General features: G+C 65.2%; 8 protein-coding genes and 1 other RNA gene. 6 read left to right on the forward strand and 3 right to left on the reverse strand.

The features are described 5' to 3' along the window. Positions 1-224: 224 nt before the first annotated feature. Together ACOOHB_RS04650 and ACOOHB_RS04655 are read left to right on the forward strand one after the other, a co-directional pair. Positions 225-767 (forward strand): hypothetical protein, encoded by a 543-nt coding sequence (locus ACOOHB_RS04650; protein WP_420443643.1) that lies wholly within the window; start codon positions 225-227, stop codon positions 765-767. Positions 768-787: 20 nt separating this feature from the next. Further along, positions 788-8,191 (forward strand): cadherin domain-containing protein, encoded by a 7,404-nt coding sequence (locus ACOOHB_RS04655; RefSeq protein WP_420443644.1) that lies wholly within the window; start codon positions 788-790, stop codon positions 8,189-8,191. A gap of 19 nt (positions 8,192-8,210) precedes the next feature. On the opposite strand, the gene ACOOHB_RS04660 is transcribed toward ACOOHB_RS04655, so the two are convergent. After that, positions 8,211-9,461: a hypothetical protein gene (locus tag ACOOHB_RS04660; RefSeq protein WP_420443645.1), complete on the reverse strand. Its 1,251-nt coding sequence runs from the start codon at positions 9,459-9,461 to the stop codon at positions 8,211-8,213. After that, positions 9,442-10,146: a thiamine diphosphokinase gene (locus tag ACOOHB_RS04665; RefSeq protein ID WP_420443646.1), complete on the reverse strand. Its 705-nt coding sequence runs from the start codon at positions 10,144-10,146 to the stop codon at positions 9,442-9,444. The genes ACOOHB_RS04660 and ACOOHB_RS04665 overlap by 20 nt, the downstream gene beginning before the upstream one ends. Before the next feature lie 77 nt (positions 10,147-10,223). Between ACOOHB_RS04665 and ACOOHB_RS04670 the strand changes: the two genes are divergently transcribed. From ACOOHB_RS04670 to ACOOHB_RS04685, 4 genes are read left to right on the forward strand one after another with little or no spacing between them, the layout of a single operon-like run. After that, positions 10,224-12,491: a transglycosylase domain-containing protein gene (locus tag ACOOHB_RS04670; RefSeq protein ID WP_420443647.1), complete on the forward strand. Its 2,268-nt coding sequence runs from the start codon at positions 10,224-10,226 to the stop codon at positions 12,489-12,491. Positions 12,492-12,525: 34 nt separating this feature from the next. Next, positions 12,526-13,296, forward strand: coding sequence for a zinc ribbon domain-containing protein (locus tag ACOOHB_RS04675; protein ID WP_420443648.1), 771 nt, complete (start codon positions 12,526-12,528; stop codon positions 13,294-13,296). A gap of 42 nt (positions 13,297-13,338) precedes the next feature. Beyond that, a complete protein-coding gene (locus tag ACOOHB_RS04680; protein ID WP_420443649.1) occupies positions 13,339-13,857 on the forward strand; it encodes a hypothetical protein in 519 nt (172 codons plus the stop codon). A gap of 22 nt (positions 13,858-13,879) precedes the next feature. Further along, positions 13,880-14,497, forward strand: a complete 618-nt coding sequence (locus ACOOHB_RS04685) for a histidine phosphatase family protein (protein ID WP_420443650.1) — start codon at positions 13,880-13,882, stop codon at positions 14,495-14,497. A gap of 29 nt (positions 14,498-14,526) precedes the next feature. Here ACOOHB_RS04685 and rnpB read toward each other — a convergent pair. Then, positions 14,527-14,893, reverse strand: an RNA gene (rnpB, locus tag ACOOHB_RS04690) — RNase P RNA component class A. Between the last annotated feature and the right edge of the window lie 76 nt (positions 14,894-14,969).

Below are 14,969 nucleotides of genomic sequence, written 5' to 3' on the forward strand. Positions count from 1 at the left end.
CTGGCGTTGTCGTGAGCGCGGGTGCGCCACCTGGAGTCGACACTCCTCAGGCATCCGCAACAGGCCTGTCCTCGGGGCCAGCGCAAGCTTTCTCAGCTGAAATGCCGTCGCTCGAGCCTGCGGCGCGCCCGCGTCCGTCCAAAAGGCCCCCGCGGTGGCGTCCGAGCAGCGAGTCCCTTCGGGACTCGCGCTCCATTGTCGAGACGGACTCGGGAACATCGGCGGTGTCGAGCAGCGACGAGGTCGGGCCGGCAGATGTCGAATCGGCTGGTGGGGAATCCAAGGAGCCGCCGCTGGAGCCACAACAGCCGACGTTGGGCCAGATGTATACGTGGGAGGACGGCGATCGCACCCTGGAGGTACGGCTCGACCCCAACCTCACCGTGCAGCCCGACGGTGACGGCATTTCCCGAGACGACATTGTCGAGAGCGCCGGTGACGACATCGTGGCGCGTGGTGATGCCACCGAACAGCTGCCCTCCAAGGACGAGCCCGTGTTCTGGTCTGAATCGGGCGAATTGATGGCGCTGCCCGGCGGTGCCGTCCTGATCTTGGACTCGAGCTGGGACCAGGCGGCCATTGACGCGTTCTTCAAGCGCAACGGCATCAGCAACAGCCTCCTGACCGAGTTGGACTTCGTCGACAACGGCTACTTCATTGAGACCGAGCCGGGCTTCGGGTCGCTGAACTTGGCCAATTCGCTCGCCTCCCAGGACGGAGTCGAGCTGTCGAGCCCCAATTGGTGGATCGAGCGCGTGACCAAGTGAGCACGGCAGCGAGTTCCGGAATGTTGTCGGCAGTGGCCCGGTTGCGGCGGCCGCTGCTGGTGGTGTTCCTGCTGATGGGAACACTGGTGTTGCCAGTGCTGTCGAGCACTGACGCCCGGGCGCAGACACCGGCAGCACCCGTCATCTCCGCGGTGGCTTCCGGCGACCAAGCCTTGACGGTGGCCTGGAACCATCCGGTTGGTGTCACCGTTGCCGACATCGTCGCCTACGACATGCGGTACATCGAGTCGAGTGCGAGTGCCGCCGACAAGGCCGATGACACCAAGTGGACCCAGATCAGCGACGCGTGGAGCGAAGGCAGCCTGCGGGTCATCGTGAGCCCTCTCACCAATGGCACCTCCTACGACGTGCAGGCACGGGCGGTGACCTCAAGCGACGGGAACTGGTCGGCGACATCGACGGGGACGCCGCGTGAACCGGGATCGACTCGCAGCACTGCGACGGCGATGGTGAACGAGCTGCCCGTGCGGGGCGTGCTCGACTCCGACAGCGATATCGACTACTTCCGGTTCACCGTCAGCGGCACTCGCGAGTTCTTCACCCTGACCGCGGGCAGCACGGACACCTACGGCAAGCTCTACCGGAGCAGTGGCAGCCTCATCGGCAGCAACGACGATGCGAACCTCTCCAGCGGGCCACAGAACTTCAAGCTCGACGGAAGGTTGACGAGCGGCACGTACTACATCGAGGTCACGGGCTACGGCGGCGCCACTGGCCCCTACACGCTGCACCTGGAGACGTCCGCTGACTCGACGAGCCTCACCAGTGCGACACCGATCGGGCTCGACAGCGTCACCAGGGCTGTCTTCCATGACACTGGTGCGACATCGCTGTTCCAGGCTGGCGATGTCGACTACTTCAAGCTCGAACTGGCAGCCGATACGACGATTTCCGTGCGTGCCAGCGGTTTCGTCGCCGACACGTACGGCACCATCTTGGACGCGGACGGCGAGTCCGTTGCTATAAACGATGATTCCTATTTGGAGCCGACTCGCTTTCAGTTCGCCCTGCGTGCGACGCTCGCCGCAGGCACCTACTACATCAGGGCCGAGCCGTTCTTCGGCGACGACTCCGGCCTGTACTACCTGTTCGTCTACGAATCGCCGGAACCGGGCAGCTCTCGGGCGACAGCACACGAAATCGACATCAGCCAGACCGCCGGTGGCGATATCAGCCCTGCCGGCGACACCGACTATTTCAAGTTCACGCTCGACGAATCCACCCGCGTGGCGCTGGTCGGGTCCAGCCGTGACTTGGATATCGAGGTCACGCTGCAGAACTCTGTCGGCACCGCTCTCAACGTGAATAGCTACAACATCTCGATCGGGTCAATCGACACCTTCGTCATCTACGACACGCTGACGGCTGGCACCTATTACCTGGGGGTGCAGGCCGACCAGGCGAGCGACACAGGCACCTATCTCGTGCTCCTGCGACCCGACAGCACCTACGAACGATTGGCAGAGGCCTGCCCGGCGGCACGTACCAGTACCCCTATTGGCGTCAACGATCCCCTCTTCGGGTGCCAATGGCATCTCGACAACGATGGGCAGTTCGGCGGCACTGCCGGCGAGGACATCAACCTCGGCAACGTGTGGAACACCTACAACGGCACGAACGTCAACGTTGTCGTGGTGGACCAGGGACTCGACTACTTGCACGAAGACTTGGAACAGAACGTGGATGAGTCCAAGAACCACAGCTATCGCCGCGTCGATGATGTCTTTGGCGAGCGGTCAAGCCATGGCACCGCAGTGGCGGGCCTGATCGCAGCTCGCGACAACAGCCTCGGCATGCGTGGCGTGGCACCGCGAGCCACGATCTATGCATACGACTTGCTCAGCGCATACAGCACGTTCAACACTGCCGACGCCGCTTCGCGGGGCCGCGTCACGACATCGGTCTCCAACAACAGTTGGGGACCCTCCGAGGGCCCCGGAGCCTCCCGAGCGAGCCGACTGTGGGAACGCGCGATCGACTCTGGGGTGACCGAGGGAAACAGCGGGAGCGGCGTCGTCTACGTCTGGTCCGCCGGCAATGGCGACGACGACGGCGACTGGGCCTCGTTGGACGAGGTCGCCAACTACTACGGCGTCACCGCGGTCTGCGCCGTGGACAACGACGGCAAGCGCTCGAACTACTCCGAACAAGGACCGAACCTGTGGGTCTGTGCGCCCTCAGACAGCACAGACAAGGTGTATCCCGACATCGCGACCACCTGGCGCTACAGCCGCTACACCGACCGCTTCGGCGGCACGAGCTCCGCTGCTCCCATGGTGTCCGGCGTCGCTGCGCTTGTCCGAGATGTCGATTCCACGCTGTCGTGGCGCGACGTCAAGCTGATCCTGGCGGCATCGGCCCGCACGAACGACGACACCGACACGGGCTGGGAGACAGGCGCATCAAAGTACGGAACGACAGGCACCTACAGCTTCAACCATCAGTACGGCTTCGGGGTGGTGGATGCATCGGCAGCAGTCGGCCTTGCCGGGAGCTGGGCCAAGGCGCCCGCGATGCGTACGGCGATTGCGTCGTACGACACCGCGCGCAGCATCCCTGACACCGGCGGCGCGGTCTCCAGCACGGTCAGCCTCGAGGGCGAGGTGGACTTCACCGAGTTCGTCGAGGTCAACGTCGACTTCGACGCGCCGCGCTTTCGCAACCTGGAGATCGAGCTGGAATCCCCGCAAGGCGCTACTTCAGTGCTGACGGTCCCGAACTCAGCCGACTGCGCCTCTGGCTATCCGTGCCCGCTCACCGGCGTGTTCAGATTCGGTTCGGCACGGCACCTCGGCGAGGACCCCCGCGGCACCTGGACGTTGCGTGTCACCGACAAGGTGCGCGGCGGATCCCGCAACACCGTGAACTCGTGGAACCTGAAGGTGTACGGCCACCGGCAGTCGCCCGATGCAGTTTCCCTGAGCTATGTCCAACCAGGTTCGGGCGAGCTCACGGTTGCGTGGGACGAGCCCGACATCACAGGCGTCTCGGCGATCACCGGTTACGAGGTTCGACACATCCGCAGCGATGCTGCGGACAAGTCCGACGACAAGTGGGATGAGACATCGAGTACCTGCACTTCCGCAACGTGCATCGCAACGATCTCGGGACTGACCGACAGCGTCAGCTACGACGTGCAGGTACGAGCGGTGACCGCCGTCGCCGATCGGAAGGGCGGCTGGTCTGCGAAGGCACGGGGAACGCCGGGCGCAACCGACAGCGAGCCGTTCTTCGTCGACGGGGAGCGCACTACACGCTCGATCGGCGAGCACACAGGTTCGGGTGCCGATGTCGGTTCGGCCGTCACGGCACAGGACTTTGAGAGCGTGACCTCCAGCGAAACGTTGACGTATTCGTTGGGCGGCTCCGACGCTGCGCTGTTCGGGATCGACTCATCAGGTCAGATCACAACCACATTCGACCCCGACTACGAGGTCCGCTCCTCCTACACCGTCACGGTGTCGGTCACCGACAGCAAGGCCGACGACGGCACAGCCGACACAGCCGTCGATGACACCATCACCGTGGACATCGAGGTCGTCGATGCCGCCGAGCCACCCAGCGTGGTGGAGTGCACCGATACCGGCGACTGCACCGAGATCACCAGCCCGCACGAGATCGACTTTCCCGAAGGCAGCTTCGAGGCAGTCTTCGATTACGACTTCGACGACCCGGACACCGAACTGGTCCGGATCGTTCTGGACGGGGCCGACGCAGACCAGTTCTATATCAGCGGTACTGGCGTGCTCGGATTCCTCCATGATTTTGGCCACGTCAGGCCAGATTTCGAGGATCCCTTGGATGTCGGTGGCGACAATGTCTACGACCTGACGCTCCAGGTGTCCGACGGCACGACGACCGTCGAACTCAAGATTGAGGTGACAGTCACCGACCAGAACGAGAAGCCGACGCTGACCGGCGACGGCATGGCTGCGGTCGACGAGAACAGCACCTCGACGGGGTTGTTCTTCAGCGCCGACGATCCTGAGAACGACAGCATCACCTGGACCTTGTCTGGTGAGGACCGGCTCGACTTCGAGATCGCCGGAGGTTCGCTGACGTTCAAGGACCAGCCGGATTTCGAGATGCCCGCCGACCACGACCGCGACAACAAGTACCAGGTTGACGTGGAGGCCTCTGACGGCGACAACGCCGACGCCATCTCTGTCGAGGTGGAGGTGGAGGACGTCAACGAGTCTTCGGACATCAGTGGTCCCCAGACCAGGAACTACCCCGAGAACTCCACCGGAACTGTCGCGGAGTACCGGGCGAACGATCCTGAGGAACGGGAACGAGTGACGTGGTCGCTGGCGGGATCCGACGCAGGCTTCTTCGAGATCGACCGCAACGGGGTGCTGCGTTTCATGGACCCGCCGGACCATGAGGCGACCCGGGGAACGAGCTACCAGGTGACGGTCCAGGCGTCTGACCGGAAGGACGCGAACGGCGACGCGGTGCTCGTAGGGGACTCCGATATCGACGACACGCACGACGTCACGGTGACGGTCACCGACGTGGACGAGGCGCCGACCATCACCTCGGGCCCCACGGGCGCCAGCTTGGGTGAGAAGCACACGGGCGAAGTGGCCAGGTTTGAGGCCAGCGACCCGGAAGGCGAAGACATCATTTGGACGCTGCTGGGCACTGATCGGGATGACCTCGCGATCGGACACGATGACGGCATCGTCGAATTCGCCGCTGCACCGGACTTTGAAGCGCCGGTTGACAGTGGGCGGAACAACTCCTACATCGTGACGGTGGAGGCCTCTGACGGGAACAAGAAGGCAACTCAGAGGCTCACGGTGACGGTCACCAACGTGGACGAGAGCGGGGCGGCGTCGTTGTCGTCGAGCCAGCCGCAGGACGGCGCTCAGCTCACGGCAACGCTGAGCGATCCCGATGGAGGAATCGCTAGCACGACTTGGTCTTGGGAGCGATCTTCGGATCAGTCGAACTGGACCTCGGTGAGCGGCGCGACAAATGGCACGACGACCTCGTCGTACACACCTTCAACCAGCGACATCGGCGACTACCTGCGGGCGACGGCGACGTACACGGATCGCGAGAGCAGAGGACTGGGGCCATCCGAGGATCGAACGGCGCAGGCGGAGTCGGCCAATCCGGTACGTCTCAACGACCGGGACAATCACGCGCCCACGTTCCCGGCGAGCGAGACGGGTGAACGCAACATCGCAGAAGACTCAGCAGAGGGGACGCTCATCGGTGATCCGGTGGAGGCCGACGATGACGATGTTGACGATCAAGGCGACCTGACCTACTCGCTCGGCGGCACAGACAGATCCTCCTTGAGCATCAATGCCCGGACCGGTCAGTTGCGCACCAAGGCCCCGCTGGACCACGAGCGCAAGTCGAGTTACCGCGTTTTGGTGACTGCGCGTGACCCGTCAGGCTCTACAGCGACACAGCTCGTGACGATCACAGTTGACGACGTGGACGAGCCGCCGGTCGTCTCGGGTCCTGCGACGCCCGCCTACGCCGAGAACCGCCTCGATGCCGTCGGGCGATACACCGCCGACGACCCCGAAGGCGAGGACGTCACGTGGTCGCTGAGCGGACCCGACAGCAATGACTTCGATATCGACGAGGACTCTGGCGTCCTGAGCTTCGTGAACCAGCCCGACTACGACATTGCGTCCGACAACGTGTACGACATCACCATCCGTGCCGATGACGGAACCCAGCCGCAGCACGGGACGCTGGATGTAACAGTTCAAGTCACTGATGTGAACGAGCCGCCCGCGGTGAGCGGCCAGACGGATATCTCGTGGCCCGAGAACCGAGAGGCGACTATCGACCTCTACTCGGCGAGCGACCCCGAAGGTGTGACTGCGACGTGGTCGCTCGCGGGAGCCGACCGTGGCGATTTCGAGATCGACGACTCCGGCGAGTTGAAGTTCGCCCAGCCGCCCGATTACGAGCAACCCGCCGATTCGAACCGCCGCAATGACTACGAAATCACCGTGCGTGCCTTCGACGGCACCCACTACGGCACGCTTCCGGTGACGGTGACGGTCGAGAACGAAGACGAGCTCGGGATGTTGGAGCTCTCGGCGACGTTGCCTGGGGTGGGCTCGACGCTACGAGCGGCCCTGACTGAGCCCGATGTCCCGGTGACCGATCACGAGTGGATGTGGTGGCGTTCCGATGACCGCAACGACCCGAGCAGCTGGGAGCTGATCCACAGCGCCATGTCGTCGAGTTACCGGCCTGTCGCTGACGATCTGGGCAACTGGCTGAGAGTCCGTGTCAAGTACATCGACGCCTTCGACTCCCAGATTCTCTTTGCCGAATCGGTCAACTCAGTGCAGGTGAAAGCCGGTCCGACACGCCCGGTCGGTCCGATTGGTCCCACTGGTCCGACTGGTCCCAGCGGTCCCGGCGGTGGTGGTGGTGGCGGCGGCGGCGGTGATTTTGATGTCGGTGTGGCGACGTTCGTGGTAGCCAACGGGTGGAGTGCGGCTGATGTGGGTGTTGCGTCGGTGTTGGCGGCGCGTAGCTCCGGTGCGGTGGTGGTGTACACCGCAGGCGACGAGTTGTCGGAGGAGACCAGAGAGCTGTTGAGAGAAGCCTTGCCCGCTGAGGTGATCATTGTGGGTGGCAATGCTGCGGTGTCTCGTGATGTGCGCACTCAGATCCGGGCTGCATCGTCTGAATCTGGGATCTCTCGTGTGTCGGGCGCGGATCGTGCCGACACGGCGGCGGGCACGGCTCGCCGGATCTTGGGTGGGCCCTCAGGGGCGGGCCGGGTCACGGTGATCGTGGCGAATGGCTGGTCGCCTCCTGATATCGGCGCAGCGGCGGCACTGGCTGCGCGCAGCGGCCGCTCGGCGGTGCTCTACACCCAACGGGACCGGCTGCCCGATGCCTCAGCGGCGGTGCTTGGCGACTACGGGGTTGCGCGGGTGATCCTCATCGGGGGCACCGCGGCGATCAGCGTCGAGGTGCACGACGCGATCGTCACGGCGGCGGGCGATGCCAGCGTCTCTCGTCTGACCGGCGCTGATCGCATCGACACCGCCGCACAGACGGCACGGCGGGTGCTGGGCAATCCCGCCGCCGCACCCGACGGCGTCACCCTGGTGATCGCCAACGGTTGGTCCGCGCCCGATGTCGGCGTGGCGGCAGCCCTGGCGGCGGCTACCGAAAATGCGGCCGTTGCCTACACCAATCAGGGAACACTGCCCGAAGCGACCGCAGCGCTGATCCGGGACTACCGGCCCACTCAGGTCATCATCGTGGGCGGCCGCGCAGCAGTCGCCAACGACGTGCGGTCAGCAATCACCGAAACCGTATCCAGCAGCACCGATGTCCGGCGGATCACCGGCAGCACGCGCACCGATACGGCCGCCCGCGCCGCCCGGCGCATCCTCGCCAATCTCTGATAGGCCGCCCCGGGACGCTCTAGTTTCCGGGCAGTGTCACAGTCACCTCGGGCTCGGGTGGGGGAGGACCGGTCTGGAAGTTCCGCACGACCTGGCTCCAGGTGAGCTGCCATACCTTCCAGTTGGCGCCCACATAGGCAGGATCGGGCCGATACGGGTGCACTCTCACCCCGAATTCCTGCCATTCCGGTGTACTCAGGATGTCGCTGCGCGCTGGGCGCGAACCGAACCGATCGCTCACGCCGAATTGGAAGAGTGGTTCCCCCATGGCGTCGATCAGGCGCCCTCCGAGGGACTGGTTCTGCGCTCCAGCGACGACTCCGGCATAGAACCCGATGCGAACGCAGTCGTCGGTCACCACCGCAATGTCGAGCGCTTCGGGCAAACCGGGTTGGTACTGGGCATAGACCGACGGCAGTCCAGTGGTGCCCCATGTCATCGGCAGGCGACCCCGCAGCGACTCCAACGTCACAGGATCGGGATCATCCTGGCTGATCGGCCGCAGCAGCGGAGGCTCCCCACCGGCAAAGCGCTCGAAGGTCGCGATCTCCCAGGTCGGTGCGAGCTCAACTCCCCAACGCAGCATCTGGTCAAGAATCTGAGGCCACGGTGTCACCTCGTCACCGCCGCGCTCGGGATACAGCCGCTCGAGTGCAACCAGCAGATATATGCCCATGCGGCTCGTCGCCGCGTCCGGGATCACTGCCGTTCCGGCATGTGCCGGATCGTGGAGGGCTTCGAGGCCGCGCGGCACCGGAGGCGGCCCGAATTCAGCGTCGGGCAATTCGTCAATGCGACGCTCGGGCGTGACGTAGAACGACGGCAGATAGTTCAGGCAGGCATCGAGGTAGCTGATCGGCGTCAGTGCGTGGGCCTCGACAGCGAGGTCCTCCACCAGCGGACCTGGCGCCAGTGGCGCATAGGGCACGGTGAGGCCGCTGTCGATGACGTACTGCAGGTCAAGCGTGTCAATGCCCACCACAACGTCGGCCACGGGATGGGCACGGCTGCGCTCCAGCAACTCGATGACATCGGCGGGCGTGTCCTCCCGGAACACCACGATCTCGATGCCCGTCTCGGCGGTGAACGCTTCGAGGGCGTCGGCGGGCAGGTGGAAATCGCGATACGTCAGGACGCGCACCGCGGCGGATCCCCGGTCCGTGTCCGCGCAGCCAGCGGCAAGGACGACCGCTGCGCACGTGAAGGCGGCGAAGATCCGAACTCGCCGGGCCCCACGCCCGGCGAGTCGCTCACGGAAGCGGCTTGCCATGTGTCTGTATCGCAAGAACGGTGCCTGCGTGTACTCCGAGGCGGGCCGAGGGTGCAGTGAGTTCATTGCTCAGTCCGAGCGACGCCGCACTGGGGAGCCGCGTCGATCCAGTCAGGTTCCATCGCAGCCCAGTCGTACTCACACGGGCGGCTCCGCCCACGGCAAGCAGTGTCAGCAGATTCCCGTCGTCCGATGGCAATGCAATGGTCATGCCGGTGGTTGCAGCGCGTACGACACTTGCGCCGACGTAGGCCACGAGCGGCAGCGCGGCATAGCGAGGCCGTGCGAGCATCGTCACCGAGATCATCATGTGGTCGAGCCTGCCGCCGGCACCGCTCGCCAGTGCGATCTCGGCGGGATCCAGCCCCCACGCGAAGCTCAGGGCCAAGTCCAGATCGCTGTGCGCCTTGTGCCGATGGTGTCGCTGGATGAGGAGGTCAGGCCACTCGTCACGCGTCCGCGCCAGCATTCCGGCATCGACCGAGTCGAAGTCTCCGACGGCAACGTGGGGTCGCAAGCCCAGCCGCAGCGTGTGGGCCAAGCCACGATCCACGGCAATGACGCAGGTGGGCTCGCCGGGCGGGAGTCGGCGAGGCGCGCTGGGGCCGCCGTCGATAATCCAGACGCAGCGGGCATCGAGGTGTGCCCCGTCGAGGGACCACTCGCCAGATGCAGCCGGACTCATGGCACCAGTGTGATGCCCAGCGGCCGGTTTGTGGCGCGCAGGGTGCGCGATGTCGGCCCGGTACCTTGCAGTTCAACGTGGATGTCGCCCGCCGGCTCGCCCGGCTGCCCCTGCTCGCCGTGATGATCGCGGTCTGCGCAGCCGTCGTCACGATCGGCGCCCGCGCCTCCGCGCCCCATGTCGAACGCACCTTCGACGCCGTCGAACGCGACCGCGATCACATCACGATCGACTTGCGGCCCGGGGCTCAGCGGACCCAGGTATTTGACTCTGACGGCGGTCCGATCGGCATCCTGGTGAACGACATCGACCGCGAGATCATCACGCTGGACCAAGTGCCCGACGAAGTTGTCGCCACGATCGTGGCGGTGGAGGACAGCAAGTTCTGGCTCCACAACGGCGTGGATCTGCGGGCGACTGCACGAGCACTGGTGTCGAACGTGTCCGCTGGCGGGATTGCGTCGGGCGGCTCCACAATCACCCAGCAGATCGTCAAGCTCCGTGTGGTGGGCAGCGAGCGCAGCTTCAACCGCAAGATCCGTGAGGCGGTGATTGCGGCGCGGCTCGAGGAAGAATTCTCCAAGGAACAGATCCTCGAGTTCTACGTCAACGAGGTGTATCTCGGAAACGGTGCGTACGGACTGCAAGCCGGGGCCGAGACCTACTTCGGCAAGGACGTCTCGGCGCTCGACGTGGGCGATGCAGCATTCCTCGCAAGTCTCATTCGCAGCCCCGGCCTGTTCGACGGATTCGATCAGAACATCTCCACGATGGCCCGGCGCCGCAGCAGGTCGCTGCAGCAAGCCGTCGATGCGCAGATCATCACTGAGGCCCAGCGGGACGCATTCGAACGGCGGCCGCTGCCAAGTCGCAACCTGTCGCCACGTCGCACCGACGTGGCTCTTCGGCGCGATTACTTCTTGGTCGAAGTGCGGCGGGCCCTGCTCGCCAACCCAGCTCTCGGAGACACCTACCAGGCCCGCTTCAGCCAGGTATTCGGCGGTGGTCTGAGAGTGTGGACGACGCTGCGTCCCGAGCTGCAGAGGAACATGCGCACCTCCGTGGCGGAGGTCCTGCCGGAGGGCACGGGCGAATTCGAGGTGTCCATCGTCAGCGTCGATCCGTCGACCGGAGCGGTGCTCGCGTTCATCGGCGGCCCAGCCTTCAGCGATTCGGAGTTCAACCTCGCCACCCAAGGCCGGCGCCAACCCGGATCGTCGTTCAAGCCCTACGTCATTGCGTCCGCGATCGAGCGCGCCGGCCTCTATCCGTTCGACACGATCAGCGGGCAGGGACCATGTGTCTTTCCCAACCCGCCGCTCGACGACTACGAGGTGAGCAACTTCGCCAGCAGCCCAGGCCGGGTGGCCACACTGGAGCAGCAGACAACCGCCAGCTCGAACTGCGCGTTCGTCCGACTGGGCCTGGTCACCGGCCTAGATGAGGTCGTCGCGATGGCGAATCGCCTCGTCGGTCGGTCGGGCGAGGACAGCTTCCTGCCGTATCCGTCGATCTCGCTGGGCGCGCAGGAGGTCACGCCGCTGGAGCAGTCCGTGGCGTTCGGCACGTTCGTCAACGGCGGAGTTCGGATGGAGCCGTTCTATGTGACCCGCATAGAGAACAATTTCGGCGAGGTGCTCTACGAGCATGCGCCGCACGGTCGGCGAGTGGTGTCGTCTGCGACTGCTGACTGGGTGACATCGGTTCTCCAGGAAAATGTGAGATCTGGTACCGGGACGCGGGCCCAGCTAGCAAGCGGGCAGATTGCTGCGGGCAAGACTGGCACGACGCAGTCATTTCATGACGCCTGGTTCGTGGGTTTCACGCCGCACATGTCGACCGCGGTGTGGATGGGCCACCCCGACGAGCAGATCCCGATGGGCGAAATCCAGGGTCGGCGGGCCACCGGGGGCTGGATCCCGGCGCGCATCTGGTCCGCCTACATGGAGAGGGCTCTGGAGGGCACGCGACTGCGAGGGTTCCCGCCGGCGCCACCTCCGCCTCGAGCCAGCCAGTACCTGTTCCTGTCCGGGGATACTTGCTCGATCGCCGTAGCGGTGGCCCAGTCGGAGCCTCCACTCGAATTCGACCTGCCATGCAGCATGGTTCGCCCAACCGAGAACAACGAATTCGAGCCTCTGCCTGATGCGCTCTGCAAGGTTGCTGTACCAGCAACCGATGGCGAGACGAGGTTCGAGTGGATCCGCTGCACCCAGATCGCAGCCGAGCTCGCGGCGCGAACGACCGAACCCGTGGGCGATACTGACGAATCCAGCCCGCAGGACAGCACAGATCAAACTGGTGCAGATCTCGGCGGGGACGGAACTGAAGACGACCAGGCCTGAGCCCGATGCACGTTCACTCGACCACTGGACACCGATGACGCCAGACGCTTCCGAGCCAGGTGCTCCCACCGGTGAGCCCGGCTCCCAGTCGAGCGGGCTGGCAGCACTCGGCCAGCTCGCGGACCTCGACGTTCGGCTGGAACAGATCGATCATCACGTCGAGCACCTGCCTGAGCGCGAGACCCGCACCGGTATCGCGGCCGAGCTTGCCAAGCTGGCAGCTGAGACAAGGATGCTTGCCGCTCAGATCGGGGACCTGGAGCGCCAACAGCGCAAACAGGAAGATGAAGTCGCACGCATCGAGGCCAAGCGCGCGCACAACTCCGAGCGACTGTACGAGAGCCACCTGACGTCGCCGAAGGAGGCAGAAGCGCTCACGGCCGAAGCAGTGTCACTCAAACGGCGTCAGATGGAGATCGAGGACCAGATCCTCGAATTGATGGAGCAGCTTGAGCCGCTCAGCAGCGCCCGAGCCGATCTGGAGGGACGTCACGCAGCGGCGACCGAACACATGGCAGCAGTGGACGCTGCAATCGCCGACGCAGAGAGCGAGGCAAGCACTCAGCACAACGACGCGATCGCCGAGCGCGAAGCGCTCGTCGGCTCAGCCGATCCCGCCCTGGTGTCGATATATGAGGAGCGCCGGGCGATTGCCCGGGGCGCTCCTGTCGTCGGCCGGCTCGTCGGCACCACCTGCAGCGCGTGCCACCTCGAGGTCTCCTCGGTCGACTTCGAGCGCATCATGCACCTCGAACCCGACGAGTTAGTCGAGTGTCCCCAATGTGGGGCACTGCTCGTGCGCTGAGCCGGTGGATCAACCGATCCAGCCACGCAGGGGAACGGACTGATGTTGCTGTGGTTCGTGGCGACATCGCTGGCGGCAATGCGCTGGTTCTTCGGCGACCCTGTTATCGACCATCGCCTCATCGTGGCGGGAGCGCTGCTGCCCGCCGTCATGCACGCTGCAACTGGCGGAGCGCCATTCATTCACTCATTGGCGCTGCCGGTCGGCGGACTCGTGGCGGTGATGCTGGCGACCGTCGGGCGTCGGCGGGCGCGTCGCCGCTGGCTGGCGCTGCCGATCGGTGTCTTCTGGCACCAGGTGTTCGAAGGAGCGTGGATCCAGCCCGCACTGTTCTGGTGGCCCGTGGGAGGCGACACGGCAGGCGCAACGCTGCCGCTGGCCGCTCGGAGCGTCTGGCTGATCGGCATCATGGAACTCGTGGGGCTCGCCGGCTGCTGGTGGATCTGGCGCGCCGCCGGCTTGGCGCACAGCTCGACGGCCCGGGCTGACTTCTGGCGATCTGGTCGTTTGACCTACCGTGCGGGGCCGCAGTACCGGAGAGGTGGAGGTGGCCCATGCTGATCCTCGTACGCCACGGGCGCCCATGCTGATCCTCGTACGCCACGGGCGCACGAGTGCCAACGCGGCCGGATTGCTGCAGGGGCGAGTCGACAACGAGCTCGACGAGGTCGGCGTCCAGCAGGCGACCCAGATCGCTGCTGCGCTGTCACGGGGCGATCACCGGCCCGTCAGGATCGTGTCCTCGCCACTGCTGCGCGCGCGTCAGACCGCGGAGGCCACCAGTGAGCTGCTGGGGATCGAGATGTCCATTGACGAGCGTTGGTCAGAGCTGGACTACGGCGAGTGGGACGGGATCCCAATCTCGGAGGTGCGAGCCGAGATGTGGGGGCAATGGCGTGCCGACCCGGAATTCACCCTGCCCGGCGGTGAATCCTTGGTGGCACTCAATGATCGCGTCGGCGCAGCCTGCGACGACTTGGCACGAGAGGCGGCATCGCGGCACATCGCGGTCTTCACGCACGTCTCACCGATCAAATCGGCGGTTCGATGGGCCCTCGGCACCGCCGAAGAGATCGGCTGGCGCATGCATGTCGCCCAGGCCCAGATCACTCGGATCGGCTTCCGGTCAGGTGCGCCAGTGCTCAGTACGTTCAACGACACGTCGCACTTGGAACCCGGCAGGCCTCGGACCAGCAGCTGAGCGTCGTAACACTCCGCTGGCCAGTAGGGGCGGTGAGCCGGCCTGTAGGCGGGATTCTGTCCGTCGGCTGATGCCGTCGGGGTGGCCATCCATCTGAGCGGCCTACCCGGAATCATGGGACGGGCCGTCCGATTCCTGCTTGGCCTTGCTCCGGGAGGGGTTTGCCGATCCGCCGGAGTCGCCCCCGGCGATGGTGCGCTCTTACCGCACCGTTTCACCCTTGCCTGTGACCAGACGGGTTGTCCAGTCCATCGGCGGTCTGCTCTCTGTTGCACTTTCCGTCGCCTCGCGGCGCCTGGTTGCGAGCCAGCTCCCTGCCCTGTGGAGTCCCGACCTTCCTCGGGCCAGCTTCGGGTCAATGACGCGATGCCGGACCGCGGCCACCCGGCCGACTCACCGCAGCCCACAAGGGTAGTCAGGACCCGAGCGGCCCGTGAGCGCAGCGAACGAAAGCGGGCAACGGAGCACCTTG

It is taken from the genome of Candidatus Poriferisodalis sp. (assembly GCF_965215815.1).
Classification (GTDB): Bacteria; Actinomycetota; Acidimicrobiia; order Acidimicrobiales; family Poriferisodalaceae; genus Poriferisodalis.